At 50.8% G+C, this 19,845-nt stretch carries 17 protein-coding genes; 11 read left to right on the top strand and 6 right to left on the bottom strand.

From position 1 onward, the window contains the following. Positions 1-41 precede the first annotated feature (41 nt). From trpS to DW083_RS13745, 8 genes are all read left to right on the top strand, one after another. A complete protein-coding gene (trpS, locus tag DW083_RS13780; RefSeq protein ID WP_115500055.1) occupies positions 42-1,094 on the top strand; it encodes a tryptophan--tRNA ligase in 1,053 nt (350 codons plus the stop codon). A 194-nt stretch (positions 1,095-1,288) separates the two neighbouring features. Next, positions 1,289-1,804: an RNA polymerase sigma-70 factor gene (locus tag DW083_RS13775; RefSeq protein ID WP_115500056.1), complete on the top strand. Its 516-nt coding sequence runs from the start codon at positions 1,289-1,291 to the stop codon at positions 1,802-1,804. A gap of 82 nt (positions 1,805-1,886) precedes the next feature. Next, entirely contained in the window at positions 1,887-2,606 is a 720-nt protein-coding gene (locus DW083_RS13770) for an outer membrane beta-barrel protein (protein ID WP_115500057.1), read from the top strand. A 10-nt stretch (positions 2,607-2,616) separates the two neighbouring features. Continuing rightward, on the top strand, positions 2,617-3,465 hold the full coding sequence (locus DW083_RS13765) for a FecR family protein (RefSeq protein ID WP_122332752.1): 849 nt from the start codon (positions 2,617-2,619) through the stop codon (positions 3,463-3,465). A 2-nt stretch (positions 3,466-3,467) separates the two neighbouring features. Then, entirely contained in the window at positions 3,468-6,140 is a 2,673-nt protein-coding gene (locus tag DW083_RS13760; RefSeq protein WP_122332751.1) for a TonB-dependent receptor, read from the top strand. A 5-nt stretch (positions 6,141-6,145) separates the two neighbouring features. Further along, the gene (locus tag DW083_RS13755) at positions 6,146-7,171 is read left to right on the top strand and encodes a DUF4249 domain-containing protein (RefSeq protein ID WP_122332789.1); all 1,026 of its coding nucleotides are present in this window, start codon (positions 6,146-6,148) and stop codon (positions 7,169-7,171) included. Between the two features lie 87 nt (positions 7,172-7,258). Continuing rightward, positions 7,259-9,982: a TonB-dependent receptor gene (locus tag DW083_RS13750; RefSeq protein ID WP_122332750.1), complete on the top strand. Its 2,724-nt coding sequence runs from the start codon at positions 7,259-7,261 to the stop codon at positions 9,980-9,982. 12 nt (positions 9,983-9,994) lie between these two features. Next, complete coding sequence (locus DW083_RS13745) at positions 9,995-11,008, top strand: DUF4249 domain-containing protein (RefSeq protein ID WP_233552212.1); 1,014 nt, start codon at positions 9,995-9,997, stop codon at positions 11,006-11,008. Between the two features lie 11 nt (positions 11,009-11,019). Here the strand turns inward: DW083_RS13745 and DW083_RS13740 are convergent, their stop codons facing one another. From DW083_RS13740 to DW083_RS13725, 4 genes are read right to left on the bottom strand one after another with little or no spacing between them, the layout of a single operon-like run. Beyond that, entirely contained in the window at positions 11,020-11,922 is a 903-nt protein-coding gene (locus DW083_RS13740) for an endonuclease/exonuclease/phosphatase family protein (RefSeq protein WP_122332749.1), read from the bottom strand. Further along, a complete protein-coding gene (locus DW083_RS13735; RefSeq protein ID WP_122332748.1) occupies positions 11,923-13,365 on the bottom strand; it encodes a glycoside hydrolase in 1,443 nt (480 codons plus the stop codon). Positions 13,366-13,386: 21 nt separating this feature from the next. Further along, positions 13,387-14,430, bottom strand: a complete 1,044-nt coding sequence (locus DW083_RS13730; RefSeq protein WP_122332747.1) for an endonuclease/exonuclease/phosphatase family protein — start codon at positions 14,428-14,430, stop codon at positions 13,387-13,389. Between the two features lie 37 nt (positions 14,431-14,467). Further along, positions 14,468-15,298: a hypothetical protein gene (locus DW083_RS13725; RefSeq protein ID WP_122332746.1), complete on the bottom strand. Its 831-nt coding sequence runs from the start codon at positions 15,296-15,298 to the stop codon at positions 14,468-14,470. A 123-nt stretch (positions 15,299-15,421) separates the two neighbouring features. Here DW083_RS13725 and DW083_RS13720 point away from each other — a divergent pair, with 123 nt between their 5' ends. From DW083_RS13720 to DW083_RS22940, 3 genes are read left to right on the top strand one after another with little or no spacing between them, the layout of a single operon-like run. After that, the gene (locus DW083_RS13720) at positions 15,422-15,982 is read left to right on the top strand and encodes an RNA polymerase sigma factor (protein WP_115500065.1); all 561 of its coding nucleotides are present in this window, start codon (positions 15,422-15,424) and stop codon (positions 15,980-15,982) included. Beyond that, entirely contained in the window at positions 15,960-17,066 is a 1,107-nt protein-coding gene (locus DW083_RS13715; protein ID WP_233552211.1) for a PorT family protein, read from the top strand. The genes DW083_RS13720 and DW083_RS13715 overlap by 23 nt, the downstream gene beginning before the upstream one ends. Beyond that, positions 16,958-17,224, top strand: coding sequence for a hypothetical protein (locus tag DW083_RS22940; protein WP_233552210.1), 267 nt, complete (start codon positions 16,958-16,960; stop codon positions 17,222-17,224). The genes DW083_RS13715 and DW083_RS22940 overlap by 109 nt, the downstream gene beginning before the upstream one ends. Before the next feature lie 6 nt (positions 17,225-17,230). Here DW083_RS22940 and DW083_RS13710 read toward each other — a convergent pair whose 3' ends face one another. Together DW083_RS13710 and DW083_RS22935 are read right to left on the bottom strand one after the other, a co-directional pair. Then, on the bottom strand, positions 17,231-19,603 hold the full coding sequence (locus DW083_RS13710) for an ABC transporter permease (protein ID WP_122332745.1): 2,373 nt from the start codon (positions 19,601-19,603) through the stop codon (positions 17,231-17,233). Positions 19,604-19,605: 2 nt separating this feature from the next. After that, the coding region (locus DW083_RS22935; RefSeq protein ID WP_233552209.1) for a hypothetical protein at positions 19,606-19,845 on the bottom strand (240 nt) is incomplete at its 5' end.

Below are 19,845 nucleotides of genomic sequence, written 5' to 3'. Positions count from 1 at the left end.
TCTTTGCCCCACTTGAATAAACAAATTGATTTAGAAAGAAAATGGAAACAGTAGTAAGTGGCATCCGCCCAACCGGTAATTTGCATCTGGGGAATTACTTCGGAGCAGTAAAAGGATTTTTGCAAATGCAAAATGAGTATAATTGCTTTTTCTTCATTGCAGATTGGCACTCGTTGACTACACATCCGCATCCCGATAATATCCGTAACAGCGTGAAAACGATCCTGGCCGAATATCTGGCCTGCGGCATCGATCCGGAAAAAGCGACAATTTATATCCAGAGCGATGTGCGTGAGGTGGCCGAGTTGTATCTGTATCTGAATATGAATGCCGGGATCGGTGAACTGATGCGTACGACTTCGTTTAAAGACAAGGCACGCCAACAGCTGCATATCGACCGGGTGGAAACAACGGAAGGCGATGTGGAAAAGGAAATCTTCAACGAAAGCAACAAGCACAGCGTAAGCGCTGGCTTGCTGACCTATCCGACTCTGATGGCTGCCGACATTATTATTCATAAGGCAGTAAAAGTGCCGGTCGGAAAAGACCAGGAACAGAATATGGAGATGGCCCGCCGTTTTGCCCGCCGTTTCAATTCTACGTTCGGAGTCGAGTTTTTCCCGGAACCCGCCTCTTTCTACTATTCGCATAAGGCGATCAAGGTGCCCGGCCTGGACGGTTCCGGCAAGATGGGAAAGAGCGAGGGAAATGCAATCTACCTGATCGACGACGAGAAGACGATCAAAAAGAAGGTGATGAAGGCAGTGACCGATGCCGGCCCAACGGAGCCGAACAGCGTGAAGCCCGAACCGATCGCCAATCTGTTCACGATGATGGAGATTGTATCGACAAAGGACACATACGATTTCTTCAACGAGAAATATAACAATTGCGAGATCCGCTATGGAGACTTGAAGAAGCAGTTGGCTGAAGACATCGCCAATTTCTGCGCTCCGATACGCGAACGTATCCTGGACATCCGTTCCAATGAGGAATATATGGAAAAGGTAGCCCGCATGGGTGCTGAAAGAGCCAGCGAAAGCGCAGCGAAGACCTTGCGTGAGGTTCGCGAGATTATCGGCTTCAGAGGATAAGTCCATTCTTAATAAGAAGATAATTGGAAGGGTAGGTGTTTAACCTGCCCTTTTTCATGTCTTTTTGTATAAAATACCTATACCTCTCCGGAATACGATATATTTTATTAAAATCATAATAAATAACCTGAAAATCGGATTGTTAAATGGAAAACTGCTTTACTTTGCAGTGAATAGAGACAAGTAACAAACGTATGGCGGCAATATCTGCGGGAGAATTTGAACGTATTTTCAAGGACCTTTACAGGCCCTTATGCATGTTTGCACTTCGTTTTACCGAAAAGACGGAAGATGCCGAAGATGTCGTGCAGCAAGCATTTGCCGATGTTTGGGATAAATGTAGCCATAACGTGGCGATTGCCAACTTTAAATCTTATCTGTACCAGGCTGTACGAAACCGTTCCCTCACACTTATCGCCCAGTCCGCCGATACCGGACAGACGACAGAGTTCCTTGCCGATATGGAAGACACGTCGGAGGAGGAACAGATGTACCAGTCCGAGCGCGACGCCCGTCTCTGGGCGGCTATCGACGAATTGCCTCCCGAGCGGAAAAAGATATTTCTGCTTTCCAAACGGGACGGATTGAAATACCAGGAGATTGCGGAGGAGCTGAATATATCGATTAAAACAGTCGAGAACCAGATAGGCAAAGCGTTGAAGACGTTGCGGGAGACTGCCGTACGGATTTATTGTTTCTTTTTTTCCTGAGTGGATAGGGGTTTTTTCAGATTTCTTAGTCTTAGTGTTAGAAAGTTTAAAATGTTTGTATCACTAAAGCTGAAAAAGAGAGATGAAGAAATTCGTATTATTTGTGATGTTGATGATGTGTGCAGTATCAGTGAATGCACAACGTTGGTCGCTGACACCGGAAGTGGGAATGACGGCTATAAACCGGGTTGACGCTTCTTTGGTGAATAAACCTTGGGACAGCCGTTGGAAAGTCGGTATAGGAGTCGGATATGACGTGATACCGGGATGGTTCTCCGTGAAATCGGGTTTGTATTATACGCAGCGGGGATTTTCTTACAAGGGTCTGTTGTTCGGACAGGTTAGTGTGATCGAAGGGGTATCGGCTCCTGAAAACGCGATGTTCGGAGAGTACAGTGTCAAGAGTAACCGCCACTTCCTGCAGATGCCGGTGATGGCGAACCTCTCGATCCGCCTGGCGGATGACGTCAGCCTGAATCTGGCAGCCGGTCCTTACATCGCCTGCTCGATGACGGATAGATGGGAGGTGTCCCAGATGCATTACCGACCAGGTGAGACGGCTTCCGGAGGCCATTATGGCGAAGGTTGGAGCGGAGTGGGTACCGGTTATACCTCTGCGGAGATGAATGATCATCCTTTTGACTGGGGCGTCTCGTTTCAGGTGGGGATAGAGGCAAAACAGTGGGTGATGAATGCCGGTTATGAACTCGATCTGGGGAAGGAGTTCGAATATGACAAGTGCGGAGCGAAGTATCACACCCTCAGCCTGTCTGTCGGGTATAAGTTTAAGTTAGGCAAATAACAGTAGGAAGATGAATAACGAGCAAGATGACAGATTTGAAAAACGCCTCCGTTTTGTAGCCCGGCGCTACAAAGAGGGAAGCCTGGATACGGATAAAGCCTGGGAGCGGTTCGCCGCCCGGCAAGGTATTCGCCGCAAGGTGTCTTTCCGCCGTTACTGGATGGCGGCAGCCTCTGTCATGCTCTTGCTGGTTGGATTCGGTACGCTTTATATGACGGAACGGAGCAAACCCGAATGGGTGTCTGTCGTAACCGCACCGGGACAGCTGAAGGATGTCTATCTGCCGGACAGCACGTTGGTGGCGATGGCGGGAGGCTCGACGCTCCGGTATGATGCAAAGATATATGGAAAGGAACGGCGTGTGGTGGAGATGACTGGAAAAGCTTTTTTCCAGGTGATGCGGAATGAGGCACGCCCCTTTTCTGTCCATACGGCTCTGACGGAGGTAACGGTGTTGGGAACCAGTTTCCAGGTGAACGAACAGCCGGGCAGCACGGAAGTGAATGTCGTTACCGGTAAAGTCCGTTTTACCGCCGGAAAAGAGCCCGATCCGGTCGTCCTGACCGCCGGAATGTCGGCCTCTTATTCCAACGAAAAGAAGGAGATCGAGATACTGACGGAGGAAAACCCTAATAATCTTTCCTGGAAGACGAAGCAGTTGCGCTTCAACGATACCCCTTTGGATAAGGTGATCGAGGACCTGAATGATTATTACCATGTGGAGATTACGAATAAGGTGGATTCTCCGGATTCCAGATTGACTGCTACATTCAATGACCTGCCCCTCGACGAAGTTCTGATGGTAATTAATCAGACATTGGATATCCGTCTTGTCTCCCGGGCAGATAAAAGAAAATAAGTATGTATCGTGTTTACCTATTTGTTATAGGGCTTTGTATCTGCTGTCCGTTGCTTCGGGCAACAGGTTTTCCGGCTCTGTCTGTCGATCCGACTCCCGCTGTGACACTGGATATGCGGAATGTACCGCTCCAGGACATCCTGTTGGAGATAGAGAAGCAGACCGGGATCTTCTTTTCATATGAATCGTCCATGCTGAAAGAATATCAGAAGGTTTCGCTGACGGTGCACGAAGAATCTCTGTCCTATTGCCTGAAACGGCTGTTTGACCCGCTGCCGCTTGTCTACCGGGTGACAGGGCAATATGTGATCCTGAAGCAGAAACCCCGCCTGTACACGATCAGCGGTTTTATCCGTGATTCCGCTTCCTACGAGAGCTTGATCTCTGCAACCGTGATCGAGCGGGTTTCCGGGAAAGGTTCTGTCTCCAATAACTACGGTTTCTATAGTATCACGCTGCCACCCGGAAAAGTGGAGTTGTCCTCTTCCTATGTCGGGTATGAGCGTTATACCGTCACTTTTGAACTGACTAAAGATACGCTGGTCGACCTGCCTTTGAAAGCGGCGGGGACCTTGGGTGAAGTAGTCGTGCAAGGAATCCTGCCGAGGTCTGACGTACTGAACAGCCGGGTAGGGGTGGTCGATATTCCGGTCAGCCGGGTGAAGTCGCTGCCGGCGCTTTTAGGTGAGGCGGATGTTGTCAAAACCTTGCAGCGATTGCCGGGGACGACAGTCGGGACGGAAGGAATGAGCGGGCTGTTTGTGCGGGGAGGCGATGGGGATGATAACCTCTACCTGCTGGACGGGAACCCGATTTACCATACGAATCATGTACTCGGATTCTTCTCGGCTTTCAATCCGGATGCGGTGAAGAATACGACTTTTTACAAGGGAAGTTTTCCGGCGGAATACGGCGGGAGACTTTCTTCCGTTATAGACGTCCGTACAAACGAGGGAAACCGGAAGGAGTATCACGGGAATGTCTCGATTGGACTGCTGGCCGCGCGTGCCAACCTGGAAGGGCCGATCATTAAAGACCGTTCTTCTTTCAACGTCTCCGTGCGCCGTACCTGGATGGAACTGATCACCTGGCCTCTCATGAAGGCGGTGCCCAGCAGTTCGGATACCGACCTGAAAGGCGGCTACCATTTCTATGATATGAATGCCAAAGTGGACTATTCTTTCTCGGACAAGAGCCGTGCCTACCTCAGTTTCTATATGGGCAGCGACAGCTACCGGAACGGGGAGGATTCGAAAGACATACATGGGGAAGACCGCGATTTCCGCTGGCGCTGGGGAAACCTGATCGGGTCTGCCGGATGGAACTACGTGATCAATAAGAAGCTGTTTGCCACATTCACGGGAGGCTACACCCGCTATCGCTCCCATATCATCCAGAAACAAAATACGTTTATGGCCTTCCACGACAGGGGAGACCAGGTGTATTTCCAGGAAGGGCATTACCGTTCGGCAATGGAGGACGTCAGCCTCCGCGCTTCCTTCGACTATCGCCCCAACGCCGACCACCGGATCCGGATGGGAGGTGACTACCTTTTCCATATCTTCCGCCCGGAACAAAGCAACATGAGTTCCTGGTACAAAGATTCGGTCATCACGCAAAAGAACAACACCGTCTTTTCCCACTCCCTGATTCACGGGCATGAAGTCTCGGCGTACGCAGAAGACGAGATGACACTGACCGACCGCCTCCGGGTGAATGCCGGCCTGCGGCTCACGCTCTTCCACGTGCAGGGCGAAACCTATCAGTCCTTACAACCCCGTTTTTCCGCCCGTTACCTGTTAGGACGGCGGGTGTCGGTCAAGGCCTCCTATACGAAGATGAACCAGTATATCCATCTGCTGTCCAACAGCTATATCAGCCAGCCTACGGACATCTGGGTTCCGGTGACGGGGCAGATCCGTCCGATGAGTGCGCACCAGGTGACCGGCGGCCTGTTCTGGCATTATAAAGGGTTCGACTTTTCGGCGGAGGGTTATTACAAGCGGATGAATAATCTGGTGGAATATAAAGACAACAGCTTGGTCGTGCCGGCTTTTTCCGGTTGGGAAGACCGGGTAGGAGTGGGCAAAGGCCGTTCCTACGGGCTGGAGCTGATGGCGCAGAAGAAGACCGGGCGGTTTAACGGCTGGATCGGTTATACGCTTTCCTGGTCCGACCGCTGGTTCCCGGATGGATCGGTGAACAAAGGTGTCCGTTTCCCCTCCAAATATGACAACCGGCATAAGATCGATATCGTTGCGTCCTACAAACTTTCCCGAAAGGTGGAGCTGACGGCTGCCTGGATGTACAAGTCCGGCAATCACGTCACGATCCAGGATATGTATTACCGCTCTTCGCCGGATTACACCGAAAACGGATACCGGCAGGAATTCTGGTGGTATGGCGGCACAGGCGAGGGCACGAGTGCCAGTTCGCGTAACAATTACCAGCTTTCACCCTACCATCGCCTGGACCTGGGCGCGAACTTCTATCGCTACAAGAAAAACGGGCGGATGGGAATCTGGAACCTGAGCCTCTGTAATGCTTACTTCAAGCCGAACCCGTTCTCTGTCCGTCCCCGTTTCTATACTACCGAGAATGGCCGGGAGGCAGTCCTGGAGCAGACCTTGCTGTTCCTCTTCGTTCCTTCTCTGTCATACACCTATAAATTCTGATGAAGATGAGAAATATATTGTTCATACCCCTTCTGGTTTTGCTGGCCTCCTGTACCCGGGATGTGCCGTTGGATTTGCCGCGCGTACCTCCACGTTTAGTGTTGAACGCTTCTGTTACATCGGATGCGGATGTGACTGCCTTTCTGTCTAAAAGCTGGTTTATCCTCGACACGGTTACGAATGACGGCGTTACCGGCGGGAATATCCAGGTCTATATCAACGACCGCTTAAAGGGGACGATGCAGCCGGTTACCGACACTAAATTTGCGGGACAGTATGTCTTGCCCGGATGCCGTGCGGGGGTGGGTGACCGCTTGAGGTTAGTTGCTTCTGCGCCTGGTTTCGATCCGGTGGAAGGAGAAACTGTCATGCCTGGCCGGCCGGAGGTATTGTCGGTCGATACGGTCCGCTATATTGCTCCCGAGCACTATTGGGGTATGATGCCCCATTTACGCCTCTACATCCGTTTCCGGGATGAGGCGGGTAAGCGGAATTATTATCGCCTGATTGTCGAGAAGCAGACCGAGTATATCAAGGGGGACAGCGTCATCGTCAGCAGCTCCATGTACCAGACCGACATGTACATCGTGGAGCAGTTCAACTTGAAATATGAAGACCCCGTCTTTCGTTTGACTACCACGAATCCGACGATAGAGCAGTTGGACGGTTACACCTGCCGGGGGACTTTCCCCGACGATACGTTCGATGGCGAAGAATATACCGTCCGGTCGTCCTTTTATCCCGTCTACGATTCATATAAAGGAGATTCGGTCACGACTATTGTGCACTACGATGTCCGGCTGATGACCGTCTCGTCCGATTATTATCAGTACTTGACCGTCGTCCGTAATTTATCCATCTCGCTGGGCGATGCCTATCTGGACGGGTTGGTCGAACCGACTGCTACCTATACGAATGTAAAGGACGGTTTCGGCATCGTCGCCGGTTGCCAGCTCTACCACCACCGCTTCACGATGCCCTTCGGAGATACGGAACCTTGGACTCCCTTCGACAATCCTTTTTGGCCATAGTCACAGTACACGCGACATTTTTCCCCGGACAGGATAGGGGTTTTTCCCACTTTCCTGTCTTATCTTTGAAAGATCAATAAAGAGTGAATGAAGAAGTTTATGAAGAGAGGATGGTTTGCCTGCGTTTTTGTGTGGTTGATTTGTTTATCCATGTCGGGGAAGTTGATGGCGCAGGCAAACAGTGGAGATGATGTTCGAACGGTTACATTGAATATGCAGAAAGTGCCTCTGAAAGATGTTCTGACGGAGGTCGGGAAGCAGGCCGGAGTGACTTTTTCGTATGAATCATCTTTGTTGAAGGAGTTTCAGAAGACAAGTTTCAAAGTAGAGGATGCAGCACTTGACGATTGCCTGGAGCAGCTTTTCCGGGCCTATCCGATCGTGTACAAGAGGACAGGAAACATTGTCGTTCTGAAACGGAAACCCAGACAAGTCACGATCAGCGGTTTTGTGAGGGATCAGACCTCATCGGAATCCCTGGTCGGGGCTTCTGTCTATGATGTGAACAGCCTGAGCGGGGTGGCGACCAATGCCTACGGCTTCTTTAGCCTCTCGTTGACAATCCCGTCGGGCAGCAACGGCATTCCCGTTCGTCTGCAAACATCGTATATCGGCTACGAAAGCCGTTCGTTTACAATTCCTTCCCTGATACAAGATACGGTGCTGGCCATCGTGCTCCAACCTAATGCGGCGATTAAGGAAGTACTGGTGACCGCTTCGGAAACGAATCGGCAGACGGTCCGCAACACGCAGATGGGGGCAATGGAAGTCAGCCATGCCACGATACGTGCAACCCCGACCTTAATGGGCGAGGCCGATATCATCCGTACCCTGCAACTGACACCCGGTGTGTCTGTTGGGACGGAAGGCATCTCCGGATTGTATGTCCGGGGCGGTAATTCGGATGAGAACCTGTTCCTGATCGACGGCAACCCGGTTTATCAGGTGAACCATATCGGCGGCTTTTTCTCCGCCTTCAACAATGAAGCGATCAAGGGGATGAACTTCTTCAAGGCGGGATTCCCGGCTCGCTACGGCGGGCGCCTGTCCTCTGTCGTCGATGTACAGACGAAGGAGGGGAATATGAAGGAGTTTCACGGTAGCGCCTCGTTGGGGCTTATCTCCGGCAACCTGAATCTGGAAGGTCCGATCTGGAAAGATCATACCTCTTTCAATATCGCTCTCCGCCGTACCTGGCTGGATGTGTTGACGACTCCGGCAATGGCGATCATTAACCATAAGAAGAAGGACGGGAACACCCTGAAAGTCCGGTATGCTTTTCATGACCTGAACGCCCGCATCGACCACCGTTTCAGTGAGAAGAGCCGGATGTATCTGAGCCTCTACAACGGGAATGATGTGCTGAAGGCGAAGAATAAGGACGACTGGGAGGGCTATCTGAATACACAGGACTCCTATATGCGCTGGGGAAACCTGGTCGCGTCCGCCGGATGGACCTATGCGTTCAGTAACAAGCTGTTCGGAAAGCTCTCCGGTTTCTATACTCGTTACCGTTCCAAGATCAGCTATAGCGAGGAGAAAATCTCCGGCTATGAGGGTGAAGAATACTACCGGCATGCGTTGGACCAGACGATGAACCGGACCGGCATCACCGATTTCGGTGTCCGGACCGCTTTCGACTATCAGCCGGTGGCAGCGCATCATATCCGCTTCGGAGCGGACTATCTGGCACACTATTTCGAGCCGGAATATAACCGGTTGAAGGCGTTAGACAGCGATAAGCCCGACTCGATGCAGATCGGCCAGACCTTCACCGACGAGCATCTGTGGGCGCATGAAGCAGCTGCCTATGCCGAGGACGACTGGGAGATATCCGATGCCTTCCGCCTGAATGCCGGTTTGCGCTTCAGCCTGTTCAATGTGGAGGGCAAGACCTATACGGGACTCGAACCGCGTGTCTCCCTGCGCTGGTTGCTTTCGCGGGATCTCAGCTTGAAGGCTTCCTATTCCCGGATGAACCAGTATGTACACCTGATCAGTAATAGCTTTATGGATCTCCCGACCGACTCCTGGATGCCGGTGACCAGTCGCCTGAAGCCGCTTGTCAGCGACCAGGTTTCATTGGGTGCCTACTATAACTGGAACCGGTTGCTGGACTTCTCCGTCGAAGGCTATTATAAGAAGATGAACAACCTGCTGGAATATAAGGATGGCTATAGCCTGATCCCCTCGTCCGTCTCGTGGGAGGATAAGATGGCTGTCGGCGAAGGACGTGCCTACGGACTCGAATTCATGGTCCGCAAGCAGACGGGACGGACGACCGGCTGGGTGGGCTATTCGCTGGCCTGGGCGGACCGCCGCTTCGACGAGATCAACGAAGGCCTGCGCTATCCTTCCCGCTATGACAACCGGCATAAGCTGAACATCGTGGCGATGCACAAGCTGTCGGACAAGGTGGAGCTGTCGGCTGCCTGGACCTATTCGTCCGGCAACTATACGACGCTGTCGCTCGAGAACTTCCGGCCCAACGATCACCTGCACCTGCCGGGTGAAACGTCTTCCTGGGGGACGGTCGGCGAGGATTATTACGACAAGCGCAATAACTATCAGCTCCCTGCTTATCACCGCCTGGATCTGGGTATTAATATCTACCGTCCTAAGAAAAAGGGACGGATGGGGATCTGGAATGTCAGCATTTATAATGTCTATTGCCGGATGAATCCGATTATGGTTTACAAGGGTGATGTGAAAGATAAGACGTCAGAGAATGGGACGACCTATCGGAATGCATTCAAGTCGGTCGGTATCTTCCCGATTATCCCGTCGGTTTCATACACCTATAAGTTTTAAATGATGATGAATATGAATCTGAGATATAGTATCAGCCTGTTGGCTTTAATGTCGTTCGTCTTTTACGGTTGCGAGCGGGAGATCAACCTGGAACACCTGCGGCCGGACCCGAAACTGGTGTTGAATTGTCTGGCGTTGCAAGGCGATACGTTGGCTGTGGAGCTTTCGCGCACCTGGTTTTATACCGAGGATATTCCGGATGTTTATGTCTCCGGTGCCGATGTGGAACTGTATGTGAACGATGTGTTCCGCGAACGGCTGACCGAGACGAAGAATGAAGGGGGCTACCCGGTGGATGAGACCATCCGGTATAAATCGCTTTTTTATCTCCCGGCCACCGGCGACCGGATTCGTATTGTTGCCTCGAAGGAAGGTTTTAAGACTGCCGAGGCTGTTACGGAGATTCCCCGGCCCTGTGCCGTCTCGGACTGTCGCCTGATCCAGGAAACGGTGAGGGATACTTCTTCTTGGGGGGACGACTACACCTATATTTATGTTTCTCAGACGAACAAGATGCAGTTTACCCTTCGGGATGAACCGGGCGAGGAGAACTATTACCTGCTCTATCTCCGCCAGGGGAATGTCTATGGAGGGGATGAAGATACGACTTATGTCTGGCATTCTTTCTTCCCGGACTACGGGAGTGAACCCTTGTTTGCCGTCCAACACTCCGCCTTCGACCAGATACTTGGGTATGACGGTGTCGGGGGCTATAACGGAATTGTCTTTTCGGATGAATTGTTTGAGGGGAAGAGTTATCAGCTCAATATTCCCTGGAATACAAGTCTTAGCTATTCCGAGAGTGTGGTCTACCGTCCTTACAGGTATCGCTGTTACGTCTACTCCATCTCCCGCTCCTACTATAACTATATGAAGAGCTTGAACGACCTCTACGAAAGCGGCTTCACCGGTGATCTGGCGGAAATTGGCTTTGCCGAACCGATCCGTATCTATTCGAATGTGGAAGGCGGTACCGGTATTCTGGGTGGCGGCTACCTGTATTCTCAAGAGTTCGAAGGAGAGTAGCCGCCAATTTATTATTTACTGTTTCGCAAATCCACGCTTACCGGATAGTGGTCGGAAATACCTTCCGCCTCTATCCCGTTGTGGATAGCCGCATGAATGCATCGGGAAACAAGGGACGGAGAAACCAGAATGTAATCCAACCGTTCGCCTATTCCGCGCAGACGGGTGTCACCATGCTGCCATCCGTAAAGAAATGCAGCCGGAAAGGTCGTCCGTTTGTCTGCCGGGACATACATACGGCAAACATCGGTAAGCCCGGTCGAGAGCAACTTGGACAGGACGGAATAATCGAAACGTCCGTCACGCATATTCCGGTATGTTTCCTGTTCGGCATCCCATTTTTGCATATTCTCGATCAGTTGTGTATGTGTTTCCACCCAATCGGCATCGAAAGGGGAGTAGGAATTGAAATCCCCCATGACCATGCAATTGTCCAGTTGGTTATCCTGTATATACTTTGTTAGCATTCCTGCCTCTTTCAGGCGGAATTTCCAGTCATGCGGGCTGAGGTGGGTTACGATTATATCCAGTCCGTGTGTTTTTACGTGCAGCATGCCATGCCAGAATCCTTCCACCTGCTTCTTGATAACCGTGATCGGTTCGTTGGAGGTGACACCAACGGGGTATCCCTCTTCCTTGACGATCGCATAATACGGATGGCCGTATTGGGCTGCCAGTTCTCCGAGGTCTTTTTCCGTAAACCCGACCAGTTCGGTCATAGCCAGGATATCCGGTTGCTGTCCTTTCACCCACTTGATGAAGTTCTCCCGTCGGGAAGCGTCTTTCTCGAAACCGTTCCATATATTATACGAGATAACCCGCATTTTCTCTTTTCCGGAGCTTTGTCCGTTGCTTACGGCCGGAAATAACAAGGACAGTAGCAGAGCGTAGATAAGATAAAGTTGTTTTTTCATTTATTGTTTGATTGAACCTGTGATTGTTAATATGCTGTTTGCCGGTATCTTTATCCGGTTTCCTGTTGCTTCGTAACTGCTCCAGTTGTTCTTTTCATCCGTGAGGGCGCAGGATACTTGGCCGTTCCATGTCCGATTATCCATTTGCAGGCAGGTTTGTCTGTCGCTCGCTGTCGGGTTAATGGCTACAACTGTGAAGTCGTTTCCGTTTTTATAGGCGGAGACGAACAGGCTGTCCGCCGCATGGTCCGTTTCTACGCCGATACGCTTGCTGCCGACCGGAATGTAACGGGAGAAATTGCCGAATGTATAGAAACGCTTGGTCATCCGGTAATTCTGCCGGTCGGGGTTCAGTACGATCAGTCCTTCGTTATTATCGGCCGGAAGAGCGCCCGCCCACCAGATACAGGCGCTTGCACCTGCCGTTGTCAGATATTTATGGAACGTGATGGCCCACTTAATACCGTCTTGGATAGTGGTGTCCAGCGCTTCCGTGTCACTGATTTCCGTCAGCCAGACCGGAATGCCTGCTTTTGAGGCTTCTGTGAGCGGCTCGATAGGTGTTTTCAGGCTGTCTTTCGGTGCCGGATAGGAATCCGGTAGCGTGTATCCGTGTCCGGCGGCAATTACCGGGAAGCGGGTGATGTCAGGATACCGATTGATGATCGCATCGGTGAAATGCCGGGAAGAAATAAAAGCGGCTTGTGAGCTGACGGCTGACCAGAAAGGATTCTCGCCGAATACGATATGTGCCGCTATGCCTTTCTTTTGGAAAGTCGGCCCCAGATAGTCCATAATGAACTCGCCCATCTTGCCGGGTGTCCACAAAGAAGAGTTCCAGGGGGCGGCATAGCCCGGTTCATTGGCGGGCGAGATCGCATACGGTTCCAGTCCGACCGATTTGTAGGCTTCATAGAAAGCCACCAGGTAATCGGCAAATGCCTGATTATAGGCCGGATTCAGTTCGCCTTGTGAAACCTCTCCGTTACTTTTCATATAAGCCGGAGCGCTCCAGACGGAAAAGAACAGCTTATCTGTTTTACATTTTTCTTTGACATAACGACTGATCCATAATTGTCCGCGCCGCTTTATATCGTCCGATTCTTCCGTGAAGAAGCCGTCCGTCAAGGGAAGGTCGATGTTGTCATCGATGTTGAAATCTTTATCCTGTCGGTTTTCCCAGTAATGGGGGAAGATTTCTCCCCGTAGGATACTCAGGCGAAGGCCGTCGTTCCCGAACATTTTTTGCAACACCTCTTCCCGCTTGAAGTGGGCGTAGAGCTTGTCCGACCAGCCGGCCTGTGCAATGCCGAAACCGTCTATCACCTGTTTCTCGTCATTCCAGCGGATGTCGATCTTGCAGTCGGGTTGCTGCGCCTCTTTACAAGAAAATCCTGCTACTGAGATAAAGCAGAAAAGGAGGATGTTTCTAAGTCTGTCCATTTTGTTCGTGGCTTATATGTGTTATTTGGTCAGGGTGAAAGTCGCCAATACGGCTTTATGGTCGGTCGGCCAGATGGCAAGGGGCTCGATGATCGGATCGGAAGTTTCTTCCGTTACCCGTTCGGCCCGAAGGATATCGCCTTTCGGGCCGATGATGCTAACGTTTGTGAGCGACAGGCCTTCAAACGGCGCATACATGATGAAGTCTATGCGGTCGCGGTCGTCTGCTTCCGGCGACCAGACCAGACGCTTGAGGTCGACATCCGGGCAGGCTGCCGGGCAGGTGAATCCCGGATAGCGGACCGGGTCCGGGTACATTTCGCGATATGAATCCTTGAAACCTGCTTTTGCCAGCATCATGGAACAGTCCCAGGGAACGACAACGCCGTGATGGTCGAACATATCTTTTGTCGCTTCCGTCCAGTCGAGGTGCGAAGGTTCGTTGAAGTCGCCGCCCAAGATAACGATACGGCCTGCTTCGCGGTCTTTTTTTGCTTCGACCAGGAATTTGGCAATGGCGTCATCGCGTACGGAAGCCCGATTCAAGAACAGGATGGAGTCTATGTCTGTCACCGCTTCCTCTTTCTCCCAAGTATTCCCGTTGTAGCCGCGAACGTCATAGTAAGCGCAGTTGCGGTAATCCAGGTGGGTGGTGTAGACGGCGAACTCCTGCTCCCCTTTTTTCGTGACCAGGCGGTACATGCTTCCCCGGTCATCGTTTAAAGGATAAATGGTCGTACTGTCCGAAATCGGGTAACGGCTGAGCAGTCCCGAATCTTCCGTGTAGAAAGAATAATACGTCTGTCCTCTCTCCTTTAAAGCTTCCACGATCCGGTCGCAAAAGCGGGTGTTGTGGTAATTGCGTACCTCACTCAGGGTCACGAAATCGGCATCGCTGCGGACAATCTCGTCCGCCAGTGCGTCGAAACCGCCTTTTACGACGGTGCCCTCTTGCCAGATGTTAAACTGTAATACTTTGAATGTTTCTGTTTTCTGGCAGGATGACAGCCCGAAAACCAGCATCAGGAGCAACAGGAATGTTGCTCTGAGATTGTCTTTTCTCATGTTGATTGTGTGTTTATTTGTTTAATTATGCCTCTTTTTAGTTGCCGATCCGGAAGGTACCGATTTTACCTGCCGGATAGAACATGAACTGGCGTTCCATCTTTCCGCGAATCGGATTGTATTCGTAGTTGATTCCTACTCCGACCCTGAAACCGTTGTCGTTCACTTTAAATTCGAACGCTCCGCCCACATTCGTGTGGTTGTAGAACGGGTTCAACATCAGGTGCGGGTTGTTTTTCTCTTTGGATTCATAGAAGGTATATTGCCCCCATCCCCTGACCGTCATCCAGTCCGTTACGTCGTAACTTGCCATCGCATTGAAGCCGCCCATAAATTGCGGGGAAGGGTTGAAAGGCGTAAAATAGCGCCCGGCAAAAGCTCCTCCAGAGAGGGAGAAGCGGTCGTGAGTCCATAACAATTCCGTATTAATGCGGGTCAGACCGCCTACGCCCGGCCATGTGTATTGTTGTCCGCTCGTGATGAATGCCAACTGCTCGCTGACAGGGACAACCGATACCTCGTGGAAATCGAGCGCCATCGGCGATACCCGTCGCAGCATCGGCGTGTAGGGATTGAAAAAAGGTTGGTAGGCCGAAGATGAAATGATCATATCCATTGGCCGTTCCTGGTCGAAGACAGATGAAGTCGGCAGGTCGGGAATGAACTCACGCAACTTGGCTTCGATCAGTTGCCTGTCCGAAGGCGTGAAATTCCTGTATGCGAACTTGGGCAGGTTCAGGTCGAATACCGCCCGTTTGGGCACTACCACCATTCTCCCTTCAGCGGTTCTGATCCAGGTCAGATCCGATTGTGCCTGCATAGAGAATGCGCACAATAATAATATGATTAAACTTATTCCCCGCTTCATACATCAACTCTTTTAATAATGCGAAGATAAAAATAAATTTAGATATTTGTGTATAAATAATCGAGATTGGTGCAACTATTCGAAAACCTTTTTCATCATACAATCAGAGAGTAGCAAGTATTTATGGACGAACAACTGTTAATCGACGGATGTAAGCGTGGCGAAACATCGGCTCGTAAAGAATTATACGAGCTGTACGCACCTGCCATGATGAGCGTATGTGCCCGGTACGTCCGTGACAGGGAAACGGCCCGTGACTTGCTTCAGGATGGATTTATCAAAATATTCACCAAGATACAGACCTATTCGGCCACAGGTCCTTTTGGCGCCTGGGTGCGAAGGATCTTTGTAACGACGGCACTCGAATATCTCCGTAAATACGATGCTCTCCGGTTGAGTGCCCCGATTGATGAATATGGCGAACAGGTTGAAGACGCGGATGCATCCGTATTGGATCGCCTTTCGGCAGATGATTTGCTGGAATGTATCTCCCGGCTGCCTAACGGCTACCGGACAGTCTTCAACCTGTATGCTATCGAAGGATATACGCATAAGGAAATAGCAGCCATGCTGAATATCCAGGAGATCACTTCCCGTTCGCAGTTTACACGGGCGCGGAAAGCTTTACAGGAAATGGTTCAATCTTTAATAACGCAAGACGATGTCAGCAGAAACAGAACATAAGGAGCAATTAGACCTGTTCAGTTTGAAGGTGAAGCAAAAACTGGAAGATCACCGGCTGCCTGTCGACAGCGGGTGCTGGGAACAGATCGAAGCGAAGGTGTCCGAACGTCCACGCCGTTCTTTGTGGCGGATCGGGGGCTGGGCGACTGCTGCTGCCGCTGTTATTGCATTGCTGCTTCTGATCCGTCTTGGCTCACCCGTTCCCGCGCCTGACGCGGGATCGCAAGCGAACGGATTAGTGGCGGATAAGGTTGAGTCGGAAGTGGAACAAGCCGAACCGGGCAAAGTAGATTTACCGGATACGGCAGGAGTAGATGCGATCCCGCGTCAGGCGCGGGAACGGGTGGCTCGTCCGATGAAGAAGATGGATGTGATAGCCCGTATAGACACGATTGCCTGGGAAGATACTTCTGTCGATGAGGCGGAAGTCGGGCTTCCGGCAGAAGCAGCGGTTTCGAAGCCGGCTGCTAAAACGCCTTCCGTGCGCCATCAGGGACCGGAGCCGGAAAGGCGCCGGACAAGAGACTTGATTGCTGTAGTGGACAAGCCGAAGGCAAAAGGCGGCAAATGGCAAGTCGGGGCGAATATGGGAACGGGCGGACATGTCTCTTTAGGGTTGAACCTGCAGGGGGACGAATCTCAAGGTGGAATAGACAGTAATGACCCGAATCCCGGCTATCCTTTTCCTCCTATCGAAGAGAAACCGGACTGGAATATGGACCGCGGGCCGGAATCGTTCTCCAATGTCGATTGTGCACCGCCGTTATCATTTGGTTTTACTGTCCGGAAGAACCTGAACAACCGTATCGCACTCGAGAGCGGGCTTGTCTATACCTACCTGTATTCCAAGATGAACGAGAGCGGGGCTGTCAGCTATAAGGCTACGTTGGGATTGCACTATTTAGGTATTCCGGTTAACCTGGTGGTCAAGTTGTGGGACAATCCGAATTGGAATATATATGTATCCGGAGGTTTATGGTGGAAAAGGGATTACGTTCCCTTTACCACCTGGAAGCTTATCGTCTGGATGAACACAAAGCGGAAACAGTCCGTTCCGGCATCCACGGCCTGCAAGGATCGCTGAACCTTTCCATCGGCGTCTCTTACCGTGTCTACCGCGATTGGAACCTTTACCTGGAACCGCGTTATTCCTACTATTTCGACAACAACCAGCCGGTGAGCTACCGTACCGAGAATACGACACTGATTGGTGTCGGGGCCGGTGTGCGGTTCGAATTTTAAGGCAGGCTATTCGCTCCGCAAACTCTTGACCGGATTGCCCGATGCCGCCCGGTAGCTGTGCCAGCCGACCGTCAACAGAGTGATGACCAGAACCGTCAGTCCGCCCAGCAGGAAATGGATCGGCGTGACACTGACCCGGTTGGCGAACCCTTCCAGCCAGCGGTTCAGCAAAAGCCAGGTGAAAGGAACGGCAATCACAAAAGCAATCGCAATCCATCCTGCAAACTGTTTGAGCAACAGCAGCATGATATTTCCTGTACTGGCCCCGTTCACCTTCCGGATTCCTATTTCCTTGGTTCGTTGTTCGGTCGCATACAGCGCCATGCCGAACAGCCCGAAGCAAGTCAGGAATATACTGATAATGGCATACATCAACAGCAGGTTCGCCATATCGGTGGTTTTCCGGTTGCGTTGCATGAAGCCGGCATAGACATCCTCGTAGGTGAAATATTCGCCGGGATTTACTTTTTCCCATGCCGCTTTTATATCCGCTAATCCTTGTTTCTTGTGGTCATTGTCCAGACGAATATAAATGAATTGAGCCTTTTCCGCCTTTTTGTTATCCAGATAGAAAATAGTCAGGAAGGCGTCTTTTTCCATCGAATTGATATACATATTCTCCGTAATGCCGCAGATGATGGATGTTTCTCCTTCCTTATCCGTATCTTTAAACATCTCGTCATATTTGCTGGCGGGCTGTCCGACCGGATCTTCTCCTTTCGGGATTAGGACATCGGCATACTTCTGGTTTATATAAAGCGGTGTACCGTATTTCTCTACGGCTTCGTGCGGATCCATTCCCTGTTTGATGTCCACTTGCAAGGTTTGGAGCAGATGCTCATCTCCCATATACTGTATATCGGATTGGTAACTCTCGGTGCCGTCCGGATTATGGATAATGATTTGCCGTAGCATGGCATGGTAGATAGAACCGAGAGCCGGAGCTGCTTCCCGGATGTTCGGGCTTCTTTTTAATTCTTCTAACATAGGTTGGCTGTATTTAAAATCCGTTGAGTAGTCGCCCAGCTCGATCAAATTACGAAAACGGTCACCGTTTTTTTGGACCAGTCCGACCTGTGCATGGACTGTGAAGGTGGCAATAATCAGGCTTATCGAAATCATGAATTGAGCAATGGACAGCAGGGTTACAATTCTTCTTTTTTTGTTTCCGGTGAAAAAGAGGCGGTAACTGCTGTCTGTCATCCGCGTTATTTTCCGGCTCATATAAAGTGCCGGAATGGTTGAGAGTAGCAATATCAGTCCGACAATAACGGGTAGAACCTGCCCGTTCAGAAAGAACCCGGAAGAAAGCCGGCTCGACATGATATGGTTGAAAACCGGCATCAGGTCATGCGAGAGTAGTAAGGATAGTAGAAAGGAAGCCAGAACTGTCAGGAATGTATCGGTAAACAATTGCAGATTGATGTCACGACGTCCTGCTCCCATCAGCTTTTGCGTATGTACCATCCGGATCTGTTGCAGGACGCGCGAGAAGCTCAGGTTGATATAGTTGAAACAGGCAATCAGCAGGATGAGCAGCGCCGAGATCTGTCCTACATATAGAAGCATTTGCTTGCCCCGGTTGATGAACGGGATTGTTTCCTGCGGATAATTCCGGAAATAAGATTCCTGAAGGGAATAGAAATGGTAACTTCCTTTCTCCATCTGGAGGGTCGGGACCTTATCCTTCTTCAACTTATCAGGAAAGCTCTTTTTATCAAAAGAGGACGTGACTTTGAGCAGGGTGGGACCGCCATTGAAATCCGGCTCATTGACGGTCAGCATGTCGAAGGTTAAAAAAGATTGCGGATACTCCTTAAAGACTGCGGCTATTTGGAAACTTCTGGTCGCGGGAGTTCCCCAAGACAGGTTTGCCGTGATGATTTGTCCGGTTACATTTGTTTTTCCGAATAGCTTGCGTGCGCAACTTTCGCTTATGGCTGCTTTGTCAGGCGCAGATAAAGCTGTCCGCAGATCTCCGTATAGTACCGTGTAGGAGAAGAAATCCGTAAAAGTCGTATCGGCTGTCAGAATGAGCAGAGGGGCATATTGTTTGTTGCCGATTGTTACGGATTTACATGAGAGGGTCGTGAACCGCAGGTAATTTTCCACCTCCGTATATTGTTCCTTCAATTGGGGAGCAATAGAGCCTACGGTGTAGGACACTTCTTCCCCGGATGTCATCGGCGAGTCTTGCGCCATATAGACAATCTTGTCCTTATCCGGATTACTTGCCTCTATATTGAATTCATAAATGACAAAGGCCGCCAACAGGTTTGTACAGGCAATCCCGATGGCAAGGCTGACGATTGAAATAATGGAAAACGTCTTGTTCCGCCACCAACTGCGGAGGACAAGTTTAAGTGCAACTGCTTTCATGACTATCTCTTGATTAATGAACCAAAACTATCCCCTTTTGTCGGACACCCCAAACAATCAACCGCTTTTTTCACCGGATAAGGATGAAATTGTCTAATTGTTGGACAGTGCAGAGGAAATGTTGTTTCATAATTTGGCAAATATGAACCAATAAATGAAGATTTATCGGTGAGCAGCAGAGGCCTCGTAGGGGCGGTTCGCGAACCGCCCGAATGGCAACGTTGTCTTAGGGCTGTAAGCCC

The organism is Parabacteroides sp. AF48-14 (genome assembly GCF_003477465.1).
Lineage (GTDB): Bacteria > Bacteroidota > Bacteroidia > Bacteroidales > Tannerellaceae > Parabacteroides > Parabacteroides acidifaciens.
This window is presented reverse-complemented; position numbering and strand designations above follow the sequence as displayed.